This is a genomic window from Krasilnikoviella flava, assembly GCF_900167525.1.
In the GTDB taxonomy this organism is placed as follows: Bacteria; Actinomycetota; Actinomycetes; order Actinomycetales; family Cellulomonadaceae; genus Isoptericola; species Isoptericola flavus.
The window spans coordinates 244,421-263,287 of record NZ_FUZQ01000005.1 but is presented as its reverse complement, the minus strand read 5'-3'; the positions used below and the strand labels follow the sequence as shown (position 1 = coordinate 263,287).

General features: G+C 75.3%; 19 protein-coding genes. 13 read left to right on the top strand and 6 right to left on the bottom strand.

The window, feature by feature from the left end; genetic code table 11:
* Positions 1-85: 85 nt before the first annotated feature.
* The 10 genes from rpsD to aroB all read left to right on the top strand — a co-directional run bounded on the left by rpsD (position 86) and on the right by aroB (position 10,051).
* A complete protein-coding gene (rpsD, locus tag B5Y66_RS14785; RefSeq protein WP_079575256.1) occupies positions 86-712 on the top strand; it encodes a 30S ribosomal protein S4 in 627 nt (208 codons plus the stop codon).
* A 129-nt stretch (positions 713-841) separates the two neighbouring features.
* Positions 842-1,225, top strand: coding sequence for a DUF948 domain-containing protein (locus B5Y66_RS14780; protein WP_079575255.1), 384 nt, complete (start codon positions 842-844; stop codon positions 1,223-1,225).
* Positions 1,225-1,608, top strand: coding sequence for a hypothetical protein (locus B5Y66_RS14775; protein WP_079575254.1), 384 nt, complete (start codon positions 1,225-1,227; stop codon positions 1,606-1,608). Before B5Y66_RS14780 ends, B5Y66_RS14775 begins: the two co-directional genes overlap by 1 nt.
* A gap of 110 nt (positions 1,609-1,718) precedes the next feature.
* Positions 1,719-4,430 (top strand): alanine--tRNA ligase, encoded by a 2,712-nt coding sequence (gene alaS, locus B5Y66_RS14770; protein ID WP_079575253.1) that lies wholly within the window; start codon positions 1,719-1,721, stop codon positions 4,428-4,430.
* 2 nt (positions 4,431-4,432) lie between these two features.
* Positions 4,433-4,972: a Holliday junction resolvase RuvX gene (ruvX, locus tag B5Y66_RS14765; RefSeq protein ID WP_079575252.1), complete on the top strand. Its 540-nt coding sequence runs from the start codon at positions 4,433-4,435 to the stop codon at positions 4,970-4,972.
* 66 nt (positions 4,973-5,038) lie between these two features.
* On the top strand, positions 5,039-6,190 hold the full coding sequence (gene mltG, locus B5Y66_RS14760) for an endolytic transglycosylase MltG (RefSeq protein ID WP_079575251.1): 1,152 nt from the start codon (positions 5,039-5,041) through the stop codon (positions 6,188-6,190).
* Position 6,191: 1 nt separating this feature from the next.
* The gene (locus B5Y66_RS14755) at positions 6,192-7,079 is read left to right on the top strand and encodes a shikimate dehydrogenase (RefSeq protein ID WP_079575250.1); all 888 of its coding nucleotides are present in this window, start codon (positions 6,192-6,194) and stop codon (positions 7,077-7,079) included.
* Positions 7,080-7,122: 43 nt separating this feature from the next.
* A complete protein-coding gene (gene aroC, locus B5Y66_RS14750) occupies positions 7,123-8,340 on the top strand; it encodes a chorismate synthase (RefSeq protein WP_079575249.1) in 1,218 nt (405 codons plus the stop codon).
* On the top strand, positions 8,337-8,912 hold the full coding sequence (locus B5Y66_RS14745; RefSeq protein ID WP_079575248.1) for a shikimate kinase: 576 nt from the start codon (positions 8,337-8,339) through the stop codon (positions 8,910-8,912). The genes aroC and B5Y66_RS14745 overlap by 4 nt, the downstream gene beginning before the upstream one ends.
* Positions 8,909-10,051: a 3-dehydroquinate synthase gene (gene aroB / locus B5Y66_RS14740; RefSeq protein ID WP_079575247.1), complete on the top strand. Its 1,143-nt coding sequence runs from the start codon at positions 8,909-8,911 to the stop codon at positions 10,049-10,051. Before B5Y66_RS14745 ends, aroB begins: the two co-directional genes overlap by 4 nt.
* Here the strand turns inward: aroB and B5Y66_RS14735 are convergent.
* On the bottom strand, positions 10,048-10,494 hold the full coding sequence (locus B5Y66_RS14735) for a PB1 domain-containing protein (RefSeq protein ID WP_079575246.1): 447 nt from the start codon (positions 10,492-10,494) through the stop codon (positions 10,048-10,050). The genes aroB and B5Y66_RS14735 overlap by 4 nt on opposite strands.
* A 64-nt stretch (positions 10,495-10,558) precedes the next feature.
* Here B5Y66_RS14735 and B5Y66_RS14730 point away from each other — a divergent pair, with 64 nt between their 5' ends.
* Positions 10,559-11,317: an ArsR/SmtB family transcription factor gene (locus tag B5Y66_RS14730; protein ID WP_245807136.1), complete on the top strand. Its 759-nt coding sequence runs from the start codon at positions 10,559-10,561 to the stop codon at positions 11,315-11,317.
* Between the two features lie 16 nt (positions 11,318-11,333).
* On the opposite strand, the gene B5Y66_RS14725 is transcribed toward B5Y66_RS14730, so the two are convergent.
* Complete coding sequence (locus tag B5Y66_RS14725) at positions 11,334-12,140, bottom strand: glycerophosphodiester phosphodiesterase family protein (protein WP_079575245.1); 807 nt, start codon at positions 12,138-12,140, stop codon at positions 11,334-11,336.
* Entirely contained in the window at positions 12,137-13,207 is a 1,071-nt protein-coding gene (locus B5Y66_RS14720) for an alpha/beta hydrolase (protein WP_245807135.1), read from the bottom strand. Before B5Y66_RS14720 ends, B5Y66_RS14725 begins: the two co-directional genes overlap by 4 nt.
* An 85-nt stretch (positions 13,208-13,292) precedes the next feature.
* On the opposite strand from B5Y66_RS14720, the gene B5Y66_RS14715 reads away from it, so the two are divergent.
* Positions 13,293-14,759, top strand: coding sequence for an MFS transporter (locus B5Y66_RS14715; RefSeq protein ID WP_079575243.1), 1,467 nt, complete (start codon positions 13,293-13,295; stop codon positions 14,757-14,759).
* On the opposite strand, the gene sigJ is transcribed toward B5Y66_RS14715, so the two are convergent.
* On the bottom strand, positions 14,698-15,753 hold the full coding sequence (gene sigJ / locus B5Y66_RS14710) for an RNA polymerase sigma factor SigJ (protein WP_079575242.1): 1,056 nt from the start codon (positions 15,751-15,753) through the stop codon (positions 14,698-14,700). The two genes, B5Y66_RS14715 and sigJ, sit on opposite strands and share 62 nt — an antisense overlap.
* Positions 15,754-15,842: 89 nt before the next feature.
* On the opposite strand from sigJ, the gene B5Y66_RS14705 reads away from it, so the two are divergent.
* Positions 15,843-16,196, top strand: coding sequence for an iron chaperone (locus B5Y66_RS14705; RefSeq protein ID WP_079575241.1), 354 nt, complete (start codon positions 15,843-15,845; stop codon positions 16,194-16,196).
* A 10-nt stretch (positions 16,197-16,206) separates the two neighbouring features.
* Here B5Y66_RS14705 and B5Y66_RS14700 read toward each other — a convergent pair whose 3' ends face one another.
* Both B5Y66_RS14700 and B5Y66_RS14695 read right to left on the bottom strand, forming a co-directional pair.
* Positions 16,207-17,607, bottom strand: coding sequence for an FAD-binding oxidoreductase (locus B5Y66_RS14700; RefSeq protein ID WP_079575240.1), 1,401 nt, complete (start codon positions 17,605-17,607; stop codon positions 16,207-16,209).
* 214 nt (positions 17,608-17,821) lie between these two features.
* Positions 17,822-18,832 carry an alcohol dehydrogenase catalytic domain-containing protein gene (locus B5Y66_RS14695; protein WP_079575239.1) on the bottom strand — a complete coding sequence of 337 codons (1,011 nt, stop codon included), beginning with the start codon at positions 18,830-18,832 and terminating at the stop codon, positions 17,822-17,824.
* Between the last annotated feature and the right edge of the window lie 35 nt (positions 18,833-18,867).

The following is an 18,867-nucleotide window of genomic DNA, read 5'->3' as shown; positions in this document are numbered from 1 at the left end:
CTCCATCGGCTGGTCCCGCACCCGACCTCCCCCGTGGGTGGTACCGGGTGTGACCTCATCCATCACCACAGGACAGGAAGCAACAGTGACCGCTGTCACCAAGTCGCGCCGCCAGGTGCGCCTGAGCCGCAAGCTCGGCATCGCGCTGACCCCCAAGGCCGTCCGCCACTTCGAGAAGCGCCCGTACCCCCCGGGTGAGCACGGCCGCGCCCGTCGTCGCACCGAGTCGGACTACGCGGTCCGCCTCCGCGAGAAGCAGCGGCTGCGCGCCCAGTACATGCTTCGCGAGAAGCAGCTCCTCAAGGTCTACGAGAACGCCCGCAAGCACCCGGGCCTGACCGGTGAGGTCATGGTCGAGGACCTCGAGACGCGCCTCGACGCGCTCGTGCTGCGCGCCGGCTTCGGCCGCACCATCCTGCAGGCCCGCCAGGCCGTGACCCACCGTCACATCCTGGTGGACGGCAAGATCGTCGACCGTCCGTCGTTCCGCGTGAAGCCGGGCCAGACCATCCAGGTCAAGCCGAAGTCGCAGACGACCACGCCGTTCCAGGTCGCCGCCGCGGGCGCGCACCGTGACGTCCTGCCGACCCTCCCGGGCTACCTCGAGGTCAACCTCGAGAAGCTGTCGGCCACGCTGACCCGCAAGCCGAAGCGCGCCGAGGTCCCCGTGACCTGCGAGGTGCAGCTCGTGGTCGAGTTCTACGCGCGCTGACCCCGCGCTCGCCGTACCGGACGCCCCGTCACCCGCTCGCGCGGGGGGCGGGGCGTCCGCCGTATCACCGGTGGTCACCCGGGATAGGGTGACGACCGACCGTCTGACGCCTGTGCGAGGAGAGATCTGATGTCGATGGGTGACGTGGCCGGGCTCATCGCGGCCGTCGCGTTCGTGCTGCTCGTGGGCCTGCTCGCGATCCCGCTCGTCAAGCTGGGACGCGTGCTCGACGAGGCCACGCGCTCCATCCGCGAGGTCACGGAGCACTCGGTGCCGATCCTCGACGAGGCCGCCACCACGGTGGCGTCGACGAACGACCAGCTGGTCAAGGTGGACACCATCACGACGTCGGCCGCCCAGGTGAGCGAGAACGTCTCGGCGCTGGCCGGCCTGTACGCCTCGACGCTCGGCCGGCCGTTGGTCAAGGTCGCGGCGTTCTCCTACGGCGTGCGCCAGGCGTTCGCCCGGGCGTCGCGCTCGAGCCGCGACGACGCCTCGAAGGCGGCCCGCTGATGCGTCGGCTGTTCTGGGTGGGCGTCGGCGTCGCGGTGACCGTGGTCGTCATCCAGCGCGGACGCAAGATCGTGGCGCAGTACGCGCCGGAGGCGGTCGTCGACCGCGCGGGGCGCGCGGCGCAGGACGCCGGGCGGCGGGCGGAGACGTACGTGGCCACGTTCCGGCGCGAGTTCACGCAGGCGCGCAGCGCCCGGGAGGCCGAGCTCACGGCCGCCCTCCTCGCCGAGGGGCAGCCGGACCCGGACGACGTGCGCGCGAGCGGGCTGCGTCCCGCGGACCTGCGCCACGGCAGGCCCGGGCACGCCCGGCACGCGGCGCCCGCACCGGACCCGGAGGCGGAGATCGCCGCCGACGAGGCAGACCTCGGCTACTCGTTCTGAGAAATCCCGTTCCGACCATCCCCCGACGGGCGGGAGAATAGGGGACGGCCGCCCGTGGCGGGTGGCTGCCCGCCCGTCACACCCGTCACCACGACACATCGAAGGACACCATGCGCACCGCCGAGATCCGCAAGCGTTGGCTCGACTACTTCGCGTCGAAGGACCACGCGATCGTCCCCAGCGCACCCCTCGTCTCGCCGGACCCGTCGATCCTTTTCACGATCGCCGGCATGGTGCCCTTCATCCCGTACATCCTCGGCACCGAGCCGGCGCCGTGGCCGCGCGTCGCGAGCGTGCAGAAGTGCATCCGCACGAACGACATCGAGAACGTGGGCCGCACGACGCGGCACGGCACGTTCTTCCAGATGAACGGCAACTTCTCGTTCGGCGACTACTTCAAGCGCGAGGCGATCGACTTCGCGTGGGAGCTGCTCACCGGCGGGCAGGAGTCCGGCGGGTACGGGCTCGACGGCGACCGCCTGTGGGTGACGATCTGGGAGCAGGACGCGGAGGCCTACGAGGCGCTGACGAAGGGCGTCGGGCTGGACCCGAAGCACGTGGTGCGCCTGCCGCGCGAGGAGAACTTCTGGGACACCGGCCAGCCCGGCCCGGCCGGCCCGTGCGCGGAGTGGCACTACGACCGCGGCCCCGCGTACGGCCCCGACGCCGTCGGCGGCACGGTGGACCCGGGCGGCGACCGCTACCTGGAGATCTGGAACCTGGTCTTCGACGAGTTCGTGCGCGGCGAGGGCCAGGGCAAGAACTACCCGCTGCTGGGCGAGCTCGAGCACAAGAGCATCGACACCGGCGCGGGTCTCGAGCGGATCGCCTACCTGCTGCAGGGCAAGGAGAACCTCTACGAGATCGACGAGGTGTTCCCCGTCATCACCCGCGTGGAGGAGATGACCGGCAAGCGCTACGGCGCCGACCCCGAGGACGACGTGCGGATGCGCGTGGTCGCCGACCACGTCCGCTCGTCCCTCATGGTCATCGGCGACGGCGTGCGCCCGTCGAACGAGGGCCGCGGCTACGTGCTGCGCCGCCTGATCCGCCGTGCGGTGCGCGCGATGCGCCTGCTCGGCGTCGACACGGTCGCGATGCCGTCCCTGCTGCCCGTGTCGAAGGACGCGATGCAGGCGTCCTACCCGGAGCTCGAGGCCGGGTTCGGCCGCATCAGCGACGTGGCCTACGCCGAGGAGGACGCCTTCCGGCGCACCCTGGCCCAGGGCACGACGATCCTCGACACCGCCGTGGGCCGCGCGAAGACCCGCGCGTCGCAGGGGTCGGACGGCAGCACCCCGCTGTTGGGCGGCGCCGAGGCGTTCCAGCTGCACGACACCTACGGCTTCCCGATCGACCTCACCCTCGAGATGGCGGCCGAGCAGGGTGTCCAGGTGGACGAGAAGGCGTTCCGCGACCTCATGGCGGAGCAGAAGCAGCGTGCGCGCGCGGACGCGCTCGCGAAGAAGACGGGGCACGCCGACCTGCGCTCGTACGAGTCGCTGTCCAAGGAGCTCACCACGCCGGTCGAGTTCCTCGGCTACACCGACGTCGAGGCCGCCGTCTCCGTGGCTGGGCTTCTGGTGGACGGCGTGCCCGCCCCCGCGGCGACGGCCCCGGCCGATGTCGAGGTCGTGCTCGACCGCACGCCGTTCTACGCCGAGGCCGGCGGACAGCTCGCCGACCAGGGCACGATCGTGCTCGACGGCGGCGCGACCATCGAGGTGGACGACGTGCAGCGCCCGGTCAAGGGTCTGTCCGTGCACCGCGGCCGCCTGGTCGAGGGCACGGTGGCGCTGGGCGACCCGGGCACGGCGACGATCGACGTCGCGCGCCGCGTCGCGATCAGCCGCGCCCACTCGGCCACGCACATGATCCACAAGGCGCTGCACGAGATGGTCGGTCCGGACCGCACCCAGGCCGGGTCCGAGAACGCCCCGAGCCGTGTGCGCTTCGACTTCCGGTCCCCGTCCCCCGTGCCTTCGGACGCCCTGGGCGAGATCGAGGAGCGCGTGAACTCGCGGCTCACCGAGAACCTCGAGGTCATGGACGCGACGATGCCGATCGAGCGGGCGCGCGAGCTGGGCGCCATGGCGCTGTTCGGCGAGAAGTACGGCGACACGGTGCGCGTGGTGTCCATCGGTGGCGACTGGTCGCGCGAGCTCTGTGGCGGCACGCACGTGAAGGCCACCGGCGAGGTGGGTCGTGTCGCGCTCCTCGGCGAGGCGTCCATCGGCTCCGGGGTGCGTCGCGTCGACGCCCTGGTGGGGGACGGCGCGTACGGCTTCCAGGCCAAGGAGCACGCCCTCGTGGGGCAGCTCACCGGCCTGCTCGGCGCGCGCCCGGACGAGCTCACCGATCGGGTGGGCTCGCTGCTGACGCGGCTCAAGGAGACGGAGAAGGAGCTGGCCGGCCTGCGCCAGGGGCAGCTGCTCGCCGCGGCGGGCACGCTCGCCGCGCAGGCCCCGCGGGTCGACGACGTCCGCGTCGTGACCCACGACGCCGGCGAGGTCGCCTCGGCGGACGACCTGAGGGCCCTGGCGCTCGACGTGCGCGGGCGCCTCGGCGACGCCGAGCCTGCGCTCGTCGCCGTCGGTGGTGTCGCGGGCGGCCGCCCGCTGGTGGTCGTGGCCACGAACGCGGGCGCCCGGGATGCCGGCCTGCGGGCCGGGGACTTCGTCAAGGCGGCCGCGAAGACCCTTGGCGGCGGGGGTGGCGGCAAGCCGGACCTCGCCCAGGGCGGCGGCTCCGACGCGACCGCGCTGCCGGGTGCGCTGGCCGGCGTGTCCGACGGCGTGCGCACGGCCCGGGCCGGCGCGTGACGATGCCCGCTTCGGGGCCGGGGGAGCCCCGCGGGCTGCCGCGGGGCGCCCGGCTCGGGGTCGACGTCGGCAAGGCGCGCATCGGGTTGGCGGGCAGCGACCCGGACGGCCTCGTCGCGACGCCGGTCGAGACGGTGCCGCGCGTGCTGGAGGTCCCCGCCGGCGCGGACGGCGCGCCGGCGGTGACGGCGGACGTCGCGCGCATCGCGGCCGAGGTGGACGAGCGGTTCGCCGCCGTGGTCTACGTCGGCCTGCCGCGCCACCTCTCGGGCGCGGAGGGCGCGGCGACCGCCGACGCGCGGGACTTCGCGGCCCGGCTCGCCGCCGTGGTCGCCCCCGTCGAGGTACGTCTGGTGGACGAGCGGATGACGACCGTTACCGCGCACGCGCAGCTCCGCTCGGCCGGGCGACGCACCAAGACCCACCGGTCTGTCGTCGACCAGGCCGCAGCCGTTATCATTCTGCAATCTGCACTCGACGTGGAGCGGTCGGCGGGGGAGCGCGCCGGCGAGCTCGTCGAGCAGCGGCCGCCGGGCGCCTGACCTGCCCGGACAGCAGCACCCGACCATCGAGCCCACCCCAGGCCCAGCCAGAAGGAAGAACTCGGCGTGACGGACCTCTTCGAGCACCCCGCCCTCCAGGAGGCGCCGGCGGCACCCACGCGGCGCCGCTCGGCCGCCAGCCGGAGGGCCGCCGCCAAGCGCAAGCGCCGGCGTCGCCAGCGCACCGCGGTGGTGCTGGTCGTGGTGCTCGGCTTCGTCGGGGCGGGCGCCTACCTGCTGTGGGACCGGATGGACTCCCTCGTCGGCGGCCTCCCGTTCATCGGGTCCCAGGCCGAGGACTACCCGGGCCCGGGCGGTGACCCGGTCGAGGTCGTGATCCCCGAGGGCGCCACCGGCAACCAGATGGCGACCGTGTTGCTGGACGCGGGTGTCGTCGCCAGCACCGGCGCGTTCACCCAGGCGTTCGGCGAGAACCCGGCTGCGGCGGGCATCCAGCCCGGCACCTACCAGCTGCAGGCCGAGATGAAGGCCTCGGACGCGGTCGCCGCGCTGGTGCGCAACGAGAAGCTGCAGACGAACGTGACGATCCCCGAGGGGTACACGGTCGCGCAGATCGTCGAGCGGGTGCCGTCGGTGACGACCATCACCAAGGAGGAGCTCGAGAAGGCGTTGGACGACCCGGCCTCCTTCGGGCTGCCGAAGCAGGCGGACGGCAATGCCGAGGGCTGGCTGTTCCCCCAGACGTACAGCGTGCAGCCGGGCGACGACGCCACGAGCCTGCTGACGGACATGGTGAAGCAGACCACCAAGGAGCTCGAGTCGGCGGGGGTGGCCAAGGAGGACTGGGAGTCCACCCTGATCAAGGCGTCCCTCGTCGAGCGCGAGGCGAAGCACGACGAGGACCGCCCCAAGATGGCACGGGCCATCGAGAACCGGCTGGACAGCGACATGCCGCTCCAGATCGACGCCACGAGCGCCTACGGCCTGGGCAAGCCGGGCACCCAGCTCTCCTCGGACGACGTGCGGAACCCGGACGACCCGTACTCCACCTACGCGCACGTCGGCCTCCCGCCGACCCCGATCGCGAACCCGGGCGCCGCGTCGATCGACGCCGTGGGGCACCCCGCCGACGGTGACTGGCTGTTCTGGATCACCGTGAACTTGGACACGGGCGAGACCAAGTTCTCCTCGACCAACGAGGAGCACGAGAGGTACCGCGCCGAGCTGAAGAAGTGGCAAGAGGAGAACGCCGGCTGACATGACCGTCTCCCGACGTGCGGCGGTGCTCGGTCACCCCGTCGCACACTCCCTCTCGCCCGTGCTGCACACCGCCGCGTACGACGCTCTCGGCCTCGAGGGCTGGGAGTACTCCGCGATCGACACCACCGTGGCGGACCTGCCGGACCTGGTGCGCGGTCTGGACCTCGCCTGGGCCGGCCTGAGCGTCACGATGCCGCTCAAGCAGGCGATCATCGACCTGGTGGACCACGTGGACCCGCTCGCGGTCGCCGTGGGCGCCGTGAACACGGTGCTGGTGGCGCCCGCCCAGTGCGGCGTGACCCTCACGGGCACCAACACGGACGTGTACGGCCTGGTCACCGCGCTGCGCGAGGGCTTCGCCGTCCAGGGGCGCGGCCGGGACGCCGGGGCGGCCTCGGCCGTCGTCCTCGGCGGCGGCGCCACCGCGGCGTCGACCCTCGCCGCCCTCGGCGAGCTCGGCTGCACGACGCCGCGGGTGCTGGTGCGCTCGCTCGGCCGGTCGTCCGGGCTGCAGGAGGCCGCGGCCCGCATGGGGGTGACCCCGCGCTTCGAGGTCCTGGACGCGTCGGCGTCCCTCGGCGCGCTGCTGGACGCCGACGTCGTCGTCTCGACGATGCCCGCGTACGCGGCGGACCCGGTGGCCGCCGCGATCGCCGCGCACGGCGGGACCCCGGCCGGGGTGCTGCTCGACGTCGTCTACGACCCGCGCCCCACCGCGCTCTCGACCGCCTGGTCGGCCGCCGGCGGCACGGTCGTCGGGGGCGAACGGATGCTGCTGCACCAGGCCGTGGAGCAGGTGCGGCTCATGACCGGGCGCACGGCCCCGGTCGCGACCATGGACGCCGCGCTCGCCCGGGTGCTCGACGCCCCGGCGTCCGCACGCTGACCACCGGACCGACCCCGGCTGCAGGCGTGGAAGAATCGCAGGCATGCTGCGCTGGATGACGTCGGGGGAGTCGCACGGTCCGTCACTCGTCGGGATGCTGGAGGGGCTGCCGGCGGGCGTCGAGGTCGTGACGGCGGACATCCAGGCGGCGCTCGCCCGCCGCCGCCTGGGCTACGGCCGCGGCGCCCGCATGAAGTTCGAGCAGGACGCCGTGCGCGTGCTGGGCGGCCTGCGCCACGGCGTCACGCAGGGCGGCCCGCTGTCCTTCGAGATCGCCAACAGCGAGTGGCCCAAGTGGACCGAGGTCATGTCGCCGGACCCGGTGCCGCGCGAGGCGCTCCTCGTCGACGCCGGCACCGGCGACGAGCGCGAGATCGCCCGCAACCGTCCCCTCACCCGCCCGCGCCCGGGGCACGCCGACCTCGTCGGGATGCGCAAGTACGGCTTCGACGACGCCCGCCCGGTGCTGGAGCGCGCGTCGGCGCGGGAGACCGCGACGCGCGTCGCGCTGGGCCTGGTCGCGGCGAAGTTCCTCGAGCAGGCCGTCGGGGTGCGGCTCGTGTCGCATGTCGTGGCGATCGGCCCGGTCGAGGTCCCCGAGGGGGCCGACCTGCCCGCCCCCGACGACGTCGCCGGGCTGGACGCCGACCCGGTGCGCTGCTTCGACGCCACGACGAGCGCGGCGATGGTCGCGGAGATCGACGAGTGCCGCAAGGACGGCGACACCCTCGGCGGCGTCGTCGAGGTGCTCGCCTACGACGTGCCCACCGGTCTCGGCTCCTACGTGCAGGGCGACCGGCGCCTGGACGCCCGCCTGGCGAGCGCGCTCATGGGCATCCAGGCCATCAAGGGCGTCGAGGTCGGCGACGGCTTCCGCACCGCCCGCCGGCGGGGCACGGCAGCGCACGACGAGATCGAGCGCGGCGGCGACGGCCACATCCACCGCCGCTCCAACCGCGCGGGCGGCATCGAGGGCGGCATGTCGAACGGCGAGGTGCTGCGGGTGCGTGCCGCGATGAAGCCCATCTCCACGGTGCCGCGCGCGCTGGCGACCGTGGACGTCGCCACGGGCGAGGCCGTCACCGCGCACCACCAGCGCTCGGACGTGTGCGCCGTGCCGCCCGCCGCCGTCGTCGCCGAGGCGATGGTGGCGCTGGAGCTGGCGCAGGCCGTCGTCGAGAAGTTCGGTGGCGACTCGGTGGCCGAGGTACGGCGCAACTCCGAGGCGTACCTCGCGTCGATCCCCGAGCTGCTGCGATGACGGCGGGGGTGCCCCGGGTGGTCCTCATCGGCCCGCCCGGCAGCGGCAAGACGACGGTCGGACGGCTGCTCGCGCAGCGGCTCGGGGTCGCGTTCCGGGACACCGACGCGGACGTCGAGGAGACCGCAGGCAAGGCCGTCGCGGAGATCTTCGTCGTCGACGGCGAGCCGCACTTCCGCCAGCTCGAGCGCGAGGCGGTCACCACGGCGCTGGCGTCGCACCCGGGCGTGCTCGCGCTCGGCGGCGGCGCCGTGATGGACGAGCACACGCAGCGGGCGCTCGAGGGCTATGTCGCCGGCGGTGGCGCGGTCGTGTTCCTCGACGTCTCGCTGGCGCACGCAGCACCGCGCGTCGGCTTCAACCAGTCCCGCCCGCTGCTGGTCGGCAACCCCCGCGCGCGGTGGGTCGAGCTGATGCAGCTGCGCCGACCCACCTACGAGCGGCTGGCCACGGTGCACGTCGTCTCGGACGAACGCCCCCCGCAGGAGGTCGCCGCGCAGGTGCACGCCGGCGTCGTCGGCGCTCCGGCGGGTGGCGGGGAAGACCCATCAGCACAGGAGGTCCAGGCATGACGGTCCGGGTGACCGTGAACGGCGCGCAGCCGTACGACGTCGTCGTGGGACGGCACCTGCTCGGTGAGCTGCCGGTGATGCTCGGGGACGCGGTGCGCCGCGTGCTCGTCATGCACCCTGCGTCCCTGCAGACCACGGGCGAGGCGGTGCGCGAGGACCTCGTCGCCCAGGGCTACGAGGCGTTCGCCGTGGAGCTGCCCGACGCCGAGGAGCAGAAGACGGCGCAGGTCGCGGCGTTCTGCTGGCAGGTGCTCGGCCAGGCCGACTTCACCCGCTCCGACGCGATCGTGTCGGTGGGCGGTGGCGCGACGACGGATCTCGCCGGGTTCGTCGCCGCGACGTGGTTGCGCGGCATCAAGGTCGTGCACGTGCCCACCACGCTGCTGGCCATGGTGGACGCCGCCGTGGGCGGCAAGACGGGCATCAACACGGCCGAGGGCAAGAACCTCGTGGGCGCGTTCCACCCGCCCGCCGGGGTGCTGTGCGACCTGGCCGCCCTCGAGTCGCTCGACCGGTGGGACCTCGTCGCCGGGATGGCGGAGGTCGTCAAGACCGGCTTCATCGCCGACCCGCGCATCCTGGAGCTCGTCGAGGAGCACGCCGACGACCTGCGCGGGTGGAAGGGCGCCGACGCCAGCGAGGCGACCTGGGCCGTGCTGGCCGAGCTCATCGAGCGGTCGGTGCGGGTCAAGGCGGGCGTGGTCGGGGAGGACCTCACCGAGCAGGGGCTGCGCGAGATCCTCAACTACGGGCACACCCTGGGCCACGCCGTCGAGCTCACCGAGCGCTACCAGTGGCGGCACGGTGCGGCCGTGGCGGTCGGCATGGTCTTCGCCGCCGAGCTCGCCCGCCTGGGCGGCAAGCTCGACGACGCGGTCGTGGACCGCCACCGGGCGATCCTGGACTCCCTCGGCCTGCCCACCACGTACCGCGGCGACCGCTGGGACAAGCTCCTCGCCGCCATGCAGCGCGACAAGAAGACGCGCGGCAACCTGCTGCGCTTCGTCGTGCTGGACGACGTCGCGAAGCCCACCCGCCTCGAGGGCCCTGACCCGACGCTGCTCGCCGCCGCGTACGCGGAGGTCTCGAAGGAGCCGCCGGCCGGCCGGCCCGGGGTGACCGTCCAGCTCGGCCTCTAGCCCGCCCGGCGCACGGCCTCACGGTCGGCGCCCCAGGCGCTCACGACGTCCCGGCACGCCGGGAGGTCGTCGTCCGCGACGAGCAGCACGAGGTTGCCGTCGTGGTCGCTGTACAGGTGCTGGACCGCGACGCCCGCGTCGCCGAGCCGTCGCCCGAAGGCGCCCATCTGCCCGGGGACGTCCTGGGCCAGGCGCGTCGTCACGACGTCGCGGGCGACGGCGGGGCCGAGACCCGTGGCCGCGAGGGCGGCCAGCGCACGGGGCCCGTCGTCGACGAGGAAGTGCGCCACGGTGCGGCCGGCCACGGTGGTCACGCCGCCGCCCTCCAGGCTGACGCCGGCGCGGCCGAGCGCCTCGCCGAGGTCTGCCAGCGCGTCGGGCCGGCGGGGCAGGACGACCTCGAGGTCCTGCGGGGCGGGCGTGGGGTGCGTGGGTGTGCTCATGCCGGGACGCTAGGCCGGGGACGTTTCGGTGCGCGCCGAACCGTCGTCGCCGTAGGGTCGGCACGTGGACGCGAGCACGGGAAGGGACCGGGACTTCACGGTCGTCGGGCGGGCACTGGCGGCGCCCGCGCGCTCGGCGATGGTCGGCCTGCTCATGGACGGCACGGCGCGCCCGGCGGGCGAGCTGGCGCGGGCCGCCGGGGTGGGGGCGCCCGCCGCGTCGGAGCACCTGGCGGTACTCGCCGCCGCCGGGCTCGTGACGGGCCGGGCCCGAGGGCGGCACCGGTACTACGCGCTCGCGGGGCCGGAGGTGGCCGACGCCCTGGAGGCCCTCGGCGCCCTGGCGGTCCCGGTGCCCGCGGTGGGGTTCCGCCGCACCCGGGAGGCGGACCGGCTGGCCGCGGCGCGGTTCTGCTACGACCACCTGGCCGGGCGGCTCGGCGTCGGCCTCGCCGAGGCCTGGGTGACCGCGGGCTGGCTGGCCGACCCCGAGGACCTCGCGCTCACCGGCGCCGGCGCCGACGGCCTCCGCGGTCTCGGCGTCGATGTCGACGGTGCCGTGGCCGCCCGGCGCCCGACGACGCGGGCCTGTCTCGACTGGACGGAGCGGCGGGTGCACCTGGCGGGCTCGCTCGGCGCGGCCGTCGGCGCGCGGTTCCTGGCGGCGGGGTGGGTGGCACGGTCGAGCGGCCGCGGGCTGCGGCTCACCGCGAGCGGGCGCGACCTGGTGCGCGACACCTGGGGCGTCGAGCCCGTGGGCGGGACAGGGATCGGGGGGACCGGCGCACCGACGGTCGTGAGCGCCGCCTCCGGCCGGGCCTGACCGCCGCCCGGGCGGCTCAGCCCCAGAGGCCGCGAGCGACGAGCACGTCGCGCAGCAGGTCCGCGCGGTCCGTGACGATCCCGTCGACGCCGAGGTCCAGGAGCCGGCCCATCTCCCCGGGGGTGTTGATCGTCCACACGTGCACCTGCCGTCCGGCGCGGTGCGCGGCCGCCACGGAGACGGCGTCGACCACCCGCACGCGGCCCTCGGTGACGGGTACCTGCAGGGCGTCCACCTCGCGCAGCGCCCGGCGGGCGAGCGCGTCGGCCCGCAGGCGGGCACCCGCCAGGAAGCCCACCACCTCGCGGCGGCCCGCCGACGTCGTGACCGGGCGGGACAGTCGGGCGAGGGTCGCGCGGCGGCGGCCGACGTCGAACGAGGTGACGCACACGCGGTCGTGCGCGCCGGTGCGCTCGATCGCGTCCGCGGTGGGCCCGACCCCGGAGTCCTCCTTGACGTCGATGTTGACGCGCAGGTCGGGCCACGTGCCGAGGACCTCGTCCAGGCGAGGGACCGGCTCCGTGCCGCCGATGCGCGCGTGCCGCACCACCGACCACGGCAGCTCGGCCACCCGCCCCGTCGCGTCGGTGGTGCGGTCGAGGGACGCGTCGTGCAGGGCGACGGCGACGCCGTCGGCGGTGCCGTGGGCGTCGGTCTCGACGTACCGGAAACCCAGGTCCACCGCCGCGCCGAACGCCGCCAGCGAGTTCTCCAGGTTCGACCTGCCGTAGGAGAACCCGCGGTGCGCGAGTGCGACCACCTCCAGGGGCGCGCCGTCCGGCCCGCGCGGGTCGAGGTAGGGGTGCGGGGGTGCGGGTCTCATGGTCGCTCCTCGTCGTCGCGGGGTCGGTCGTCGCGGGGACGATCGCTGCGGGCGTCCGGGGCCTGGACGCCCGGCAGCCGGGAGCCGAGCCAGGACAGGAGGCCGTCGAGGTAGGCGCGCCGGGGCCCGTCCGCGGAGAGCGCGAGGTCGTGCACGCCGCCCGGCACGGCGAGCTCGGCCACGTCGGGCCCGACGCGGTGCGCGAGGGCGGCGATCCGCCCGACGTCGAGCACGGTGTCCTGGGCGTCGAGGCGCGGGTTGTCCGGTCGGTCGGGGCCGGAGGAGTCGCTGCGCGCGACGAGCACGGGGCCCGGCACGGCGAGGCCGCGGGCCAGGCGGGCCTGCGCCCGGGTCACGGTGCGCAGCCAGCCGGCGCGCGCCGGCAGTCCTTCGGGGCGCTTGAGCGTGGTGTCGAACTCCCACCGCCCACCGTGGGAGGCGTGCTGGTGCGCGGCGTACACGGACGGGTGGGCGCTGACGACGGCGAGCGGGTGGCGCCGCCCGAGCACCTCGAGCACCGCCGACCGGCCGGCGACCTGCAGGCGCGTGCCGCTGAGGGACAAGAACGGGGAGTCGAGCACGAGCAGGTCGGGCCGGTGCTGCGGGTCGTGGCGCGAGGCGTGCGCCCAGAGGGCGGCGGTGAGCCCGCCCGTGGAGTGCGCGTGCACCACGAGCGGCAGGCCGGGCTCGAGAGCCCGGGCGGCGCGCGCCGCGGCGGACAGGTCCGCGCCCGCCTCGCGCAGGCTCGCGACGTAGTGCGGGGGCAGCGGGTCGCGGGCGGCGGGGCCGCCGTCGAGCAGCGACCGCCCGGCCCGGCGCAGGTCGACGGCGCAGAACGTGTACCCCGCGGCACGGAACGCCTGCGCGAGAGGGGACTGGAAGAAGTAGTCGTTGTACCCGTGCACGTGCAGCACCACGGCGCGGGGCCGGTCGGGCCGGTCGACCGCCCGCACCAGGGTGGCGGCGCCGAGCGACCGCTCCTCGAACGCGGGACCCAGGAGCCGGTCGGCCCGCCAGGCGCCGGCGGCAGTCGGCTGCCGGGGCGGTGGAGGGGCCGGGTCGTGCACGTCGCGATCGTATCCGCAGGTCCGGAGCGCGGCGCGCGGTCGCGCCCCTCCCGCCGGGCGCCGGCGTCCGGCAGACTGCAGCCTCATGAGCGACCGCCCGGCAGTGCCGGACCCCACCGGACACCGTGCCGGCACCCATGCCGCCCCCGGCACCCCGCAGCCGCACGGCTCCCGGCACGACGACGCGACGCCGCCGGCCGCCGCCGCGGCACCGGTGCCGCGACGTCAGGTGGTCTCCTGGGCGATGTGGGACTGGGCGACGCAGCCGTTCAACACGGTGATCGTCACGTTCGTCTTCACGGCGCTGTACCTCACCAGCGACGACTTCCTGCAGGCCGAGGTGGCGGCCCTCCCGGCGACGGACCCGGTGCACGAGCGAGCCCTCGCCGGCCTCACGAGCGGGCTGGGACTGTGGATCACGATCGGTGGCCTCCTCGTCGCCGCGCTCGCGCCCGTGCTGGGGCGCCGCGCCGACGTCGAGGGCCGCCGCAAGGCGTGGGTGGGCGGCGCGACCCTGCTGATGGTCGCCTGCATGGCCGCCCTGTTCGCGGTCCGCGCGGACCCGGCGTGGTTCGTGCTGGGCGCGGCCCTCGTCTCCCTCGGCAGCGTCGCGAGCGAGATCGCGGGCGTGAACTACAACGCCATGCTCGTGCAGGTCTCCACGCGGGCCACCGTCGGCCGGGTGTCCGGCCTCGGCTGGGGGCTCGGATACCTGGGCGGGATCGTCGCGCTCGTGGCCGTCGTGGTCGCGACGACGTTCGACTGGTGGGGCATGCCCACCGACGACGGGCTCGCCTACCGGGTGATCGCCCTCGGCTGCGCCCTGTGGGCCGTCGCGTTCGCCTGGCCGCTGTTCCGCTACGTGCCCGAGGCCCCGCCCGCGACCGACCGCCCGCGGGTCGGTTTCTTCGCCGGGTACGCCGTCCTCGTGCGCGACGTCCGGGCCCTCTACCGGCACGAGCGGCCCACGTTCTGGTTCCTGCTCGCGAGCGCCGTCTACCGCGACGGGCTGTCCGCCGTCTTCACCTTCGGCGCCGTCATCGCCGCGGTGTCGTTCCGGTTCGGCGACAACGCCGTGATGGTGTTCGGCATCGCCGCCAACCTGCTCGCCGGCCTGAGCACGATCCTCGCCGGGCGGCTCGATGACCGGTTCGGCCCGCGGGCGGTCATCGTCGGCGCCCTGAGCGGCCTCGTGGTCTGCGGCCTGCTCGTGGTGGGGCTGCACCCGCTCGGGCCGGCCGTGTTCTGGGCGGCCGGCCTCGCCCTCACGTGCTTCGTCGGCCCCGCGCAGGCGGCGTCCCGCTCGCTGCTCGCCCGGGTCGCCCCGGTCGGTCGCGAGTCGGAGATCTTCGGCCTCTACGCGACGACCGGCCGCGCGGTGTCGTTCCTCGCCCCGTCGATGTGGACGCTCCTGGTCGCCCTCACGGGCGCCACCATCTGGGGCACGCTCGGCATCGTCGCGGTGATCCTCGCCGGCCTGCTGCTCATGCTCAAGGTGACGGTGGGACGTCGGGAGCCTGCGCGGCCCGACGGCGCCGCCCCGCGCCCTTGAGCGCGGCGGCCACGGCCTCCAGGTCGGCCAGCGGCGCCAGGTGTCGCAGCTTCTCCGGGTTGATGACCCCGTCGATCCGTGTGATGCGGCCGTCCGCGACCTGCAGGGCGTACGTGCCGATGACGCCGCCGCCCACGGACGCGTCGGCGTACGCGATCATGCCCGGCCCGCCGTTGACCACGGCTGCCTCGATGCGCGCCGGCGCGGACCGGCGGGCGAACCCCGACAGCAGCCGGGCGACCGCCACGTTCCCCGAGACCGGGCGCGACACCGCCAGCCCCACCGGGACGTTGCCCCCGCTGTCGCCGGTGAGCGCCACGTCGTCCGCGAGCAGCTCCACCAGGGCATCGACGTCGCCCTCCTCGGTCGCCGCGATGAACCGCCGCACCAGCTCCTGGGCGTGCGGGTCGGGCCGGACCGCCCGGCCCTCCGCCGCAGCGTCCTGCCGGGCCGCGACCCTGCGCCGGGCCCGCGACGCGAGCTGCCGGGCCGCCAGCTCCGTCGTGCCGATCACCTGCGCCGACTCGCGGTGCGGGTAGCCGAACACGTCGTGCAGCAGGAACGCCGCCCGCTCGGCCGGCGTCAGGGTCTCCAGCAGCACGAGGAACGCCGTCGACAGGTCGTCGGCCAGCTCCGCGTGCGCGGCGGCCTCCCGGCCCGCCGACCCCGCGGCCACGACGTCGCCCACGAGGGGCTCGGGCACCCACTCGCCCACGTACGACTCGCGCCGCACCCGTGCCGAGCGCAGCACGTCCAGCGCGATCCGCGTCGCCACCGTCGTGGTGTACGCGGCCGGATTCACGACCGCCGCGTCGACGACCCCCACGGGGGCGACGCGCAGCATGGCCTCCTGCGCGACGTCCTCGGCCTCCGTGACGCTGCCGAGCATGCGGTAGGCGGCGCCGAACGCGACGCGGCGCAGGTCCTCGAGGTCGGTGGTCGCCTCCGTCGCACGCGCGGGGCGTCGGCGTGCGGGGCTGTCCGTGCGTCGCATGCTGCCATCCTTCCGCGGGGCGGGCTCTCCGCCCCGTACTCCGACGACGCGGCGTGGCGCGACGTGACGTCGGGACGCACGATGGGTCGGTGGGAGACGTCGAGGACTACCTGACCACCCTGTCCGGGCCGGAACGCGACGCGGTGGCGCGCGTGTACGAACGCGCCCGCGCGCTCGTGCCCGGCGTCGAGGAGGGGCGCAGCTACGGCATGCCCGCCCTGCGCTACCGCGGCAGCCCCCTGGTGAGCGTGATGGTGACCCGCACGCACCTGGGCGTCTACCCGTTCAGCCCGGACGTGATCACGGCGCTCGCGGACGAGCTGCAGGGCTTCCGCACCACCAAGGGGTCCGTCTCCTTCCAGCCCGACTCGCCCCTGCCCGACGACGTCCTCGACCGGATCGTGGCGGCCCGCCGCGACGAGATCGACGCGCGGGCGCGCTGACGACCGCCGGCTAGGCGGGAGGCACGTTGACGTTGCCGCGGAACAGGTTCTGCGGGTCCCAGCGCCGCTTGACCGCGCGCAGCCGGTCCCACGTGGCGCCCGGGTAGGCGGCCCGCGCGGTGTCGAGGCCGCCGTCGAGGCTGAAGTTCACGTACGCGCCGTCGCCGCCGCGCAGCCGGTCGGCCAGCGCATCCACCCAGGGGCGGTAGCCGCGGGCGGTCGCCGCGTCCGGCGCCACGGCCGCGACGTTGCCGACGACGCGAGCGGCGCGGTGCGCGTACGCCGTCGCGTCCGAAGGGACGTCCGCCACCGCGCCGCCCAGCACGCGCAGCTGCGCCGCGCGCATCATCGCGTCGGAGCTCTGCAGCTGCTCCAGCAGGTGCGCGGCCGCTGCCTCGTCGACGCCGTCGGCGAAGAACGTGCGCCCCGTCGCAACGACCGGCCCGCCGGGCGGCCCGCCCTCCAGCAGGGTGGAGTAGGGCGCGGTCCGCAGGCCGTCGAGCAGCGCGCCGCCCGCGCGGGCGGCGACGTCGCGCAGGGGCGCGAGGGCCGTGTCGGCCTCGTCGAGCGGGCCGGACCAGCAGGTGTTGGCCATCACGACCACGCGCCCGTGCCACTCGGCGGGGACCATCGGCATCGGCGGCGCCGTCATCACCATGGCGATGACGGTCAGCCCGGCCGGGGCGGCGTCGGCCGCCGCGACGACGCCGGCGATGCTCGCCGCGGTGGCCGGCATGAGGAGCACCCCGCCCACCACCTGCGACACCTCGTGCAGGGCGAAGCGGAACCGGGTCACGACACCGAAGTTCCCGCCTCCGCCGCGCAACGCCCAGAACAGGTCGGGCTCGCGGTCGGCGTCCGTGAGGACCACCTGGCCGTCGGCGGTGACGACCTCGGCGCCGAGCAGGCTGTCGATGGTCATGCCGAGGGAGCGCGAGAGCAGCCCGACCCCGCCGCCCAGCGTGATGCCGCCGACGCCCACCGTGCCGGTGTCGCCGAACGGGGTCGCGAGGCCGTGCTCGCCGGCGGCGCGCGAGTACGCTCCCGCCGTGATGCCGCCGCCGGCCCAGGCGGTCCGCCCGTCGACGTCGAGCTCGATGCCGTCCAGGCCGCGCAGGTCGAGCGTGACGGCGCCGTCGGCGGCGCCCAGGCCGAACACCGAGTGCCCGCCCGCCCGTACGGACACCTCGGCCCCCGCGTCGTGAGCGAGGTGCACGGCGCGGGCCACACCCTGGGTGTCGGCCGGGCGCACGACGGCCGCGGGGCGGTGGTCGACGCCGCCGGGCTCGATCGCCCGGGCGGCGGCGTAGCCCTCGTCCTGGGGGGTGACGACGGGCGAGGACTCGCCGAGCGCGGCGCGCAGCCCGGCGGGTGAGACGGAGGACGTGTGGGGATTCGAGGACAGGGACATCGGGGCTCCTCGTCGGGGGGACGACCGTGCAGGGGGGTGGGGTGCGGGCCGACGTGCAGGCCCGGTGCGTGCGGACGTGCGGGTGCTGCTCTCAGGTGGACCGTGTCTCAGGTGGACCGTGCCGGGACGCCGTCCTCATCGGCAGCATCCCGTACACCCGACGGGAATGCGAGAGCATTCGTGACCGGTCCGCGCCCGGCACCTGCGACGGCGGTCACCCGAGGACGACCTTGCCCACCGTGCGGCGCTCCTCGAGCTCCCGGTGCGCCCTGGCGGCCTCCGCGAACGCCACCCGGTGGGTCAGGACCCGCCACGAGCCCGACGCGGCACGCTCCAGGGCCCGGCGCTGGTACTCGCGCAGGTCGCCGAACCGCGGCCCGCCCGGGCCGACGACGGCGCGCACCTCGACCGGGTCGCCGTCCGGTGTGACGGCGCTCGCGGCCACGGGGTTGGGGAGTCCCGACGCCCAGCCCTGCACGACGAGCCGCCCGCCGGGGCCGAGCAGCGCGGCCGCCTCGGCGCCCAGCTCACCGCCGACGCCGTCGATCAGGATGGTCGCGGCGCCGGCGTGCAGCCGACCGAGCGCGGTGCGTGCGTCGGCAGGCCAGCCGGGTGCGTCCACGTCGACGACGGCGACCCGGTGCCCGGCGTCGGGCACGAGCCCGCGCACGGCCCGGACCTTGCGCGGTCCGCCGGCCAGCGCGAGCACGCGTGCGCCGGCGCCGAGGGCCGACTGCACGAACAGGGAGCCGAGCCCGCCGGCTGCGGCGGTGAGCACGACGACGTCGTCGGGGCCCGGCTGCGCGACCTCCAGCGTCATGAGGGCCATCCGGCCGGTGCCGATCATGGCGACGGCCTCCGCGAGGCCGAGCCGCTCGGGCAGCCGGTGCAGCGACCCCACCGGCGCGGCGGCGAGGCGCGCGTACCCGCCGCCGTCCGGGATGGCGCCGAGGTGTGCGGCGACCCGGGCGCCGAGCCACGACCCGTCGACGTCCGGTCCGACGGCGACCACCGTGCCGGCGACCTCGCGCCCGGGGATCGCAGGCAGTGCGGGCAGCGGCAACGGGCCGGAGTCCTCGCCGCGGCGCAGCGTGGTGTCCAGCAGGTGCACGCCGTGCGCGCGGGCGGCGACGAGCACCTGGCCCGGACCGGGTTCGGGGTCGGGGACCTGCTCGAGGACGAGGGTCTCGGGCGGGCCGAAGCTGTGGTGGCGGATGGCGTCCATGCCGCCATGCTGGGACCTGAACTATGGTTCAGGTC

Bases quoted from the DNA above. Each gene is read 5' to 3' on its own strand.
- B5Y66_RS14780 (WP_079575255.1), top strand. From the start codon at position 842: ATGTCGATGGGTGACGTGGCCGGGCTCATCGCGGCCGTCGCGTTCGTG.
- B5Y66_RS14775 (WP_079575254.1), top strand. From the start codon at position 1,225: ATGCGTCGGCTGTTCTGGGTGGGCGTCGGCGTCGCGGTGACCGTGGTC.
- alaS (WP_079575253.1), top strand. From the start codon at position 1,719: ATGCGCACCGCCGAGATCCGCAAGCGTTGGCTCGACTACTTCGCGTCG.
- ruvX (WP_079575252.1), top strand. From the start codon at position 4,433: ATGCCCGCTTCGGGGCCGGGGGAGCCCCGCGGGCTGCCGCGGGGCGCC.
- B5Y66_RS14755 (WP_079575250.1), top strand. From the start codon at position 6,192: ATGACCGTCTCCCGACGTGCGGCGGTGCTCGGTCACCCCGTCGCACAC.
- aroC (WP_079575249.1), top strand. From the start codon at position 7,123: ATGCTGCGCTGGATGACGTCGGGGGAGTCGCACGGTCCGTCACTCGTC.
- B5Y66_RS14745 (WP_079575248.1), top strand. From the start codon at position 8,337: ATGACGGCGGGGGTGCCCCGGGTGGTCCTCATCGGCCCGCCCGGCAGC.
- aroB (WP_079575247.1), top strand. From the start codon at position 8,909: ATGACGGTCCGGGTGACCGTGAACGGCGCGCAGCCGTACGACGTCGTC.
- B5Y66_RS14735 (WP_079575246.1), bottom strand. From the start codon at position 10,494: ATGAGCACACCCACGCACCCCACGCCCGCCCCGCAGGACCTCGAGGTC.
- B5Y66_RS14725 (WP_079575245.1), bottom strand. From the start codon at position 12,140: ATGAGACCCGCACCCCCGCACCCCTACCTCGACCCGCGCGGGCCGGAC.
- B5Y66_RS14715 (WP_079575243.1), top strand. From the start codon at position 13,293: ATGAGCGACCGCCCGGCAGTGCCGGACCCCACCGGACACCGTGCCGGC.
- sigJ (WP_079575242.1), bottom strand. From the start codon at position 15,753: ATGCGACGCACGGACAGCCCCGCACGCCGACGCCCCGCGCGTGCGACG.
- B5Y66_RS14700 (WP_079575240.1), bottom strand. From the start codon at position 17,607: ATGTCCCTGTCCTCGAATCCCCACACGTCCTCCGTCTCACCCGCCGGG.
- B5Y66_RS14695 (WP_079575239.1), bottom strand. From the start codon at position 18,832: ATGGACGCCATCCGCCACCACAGCTTCGGCCCGCCCGAGACCCTCGTC.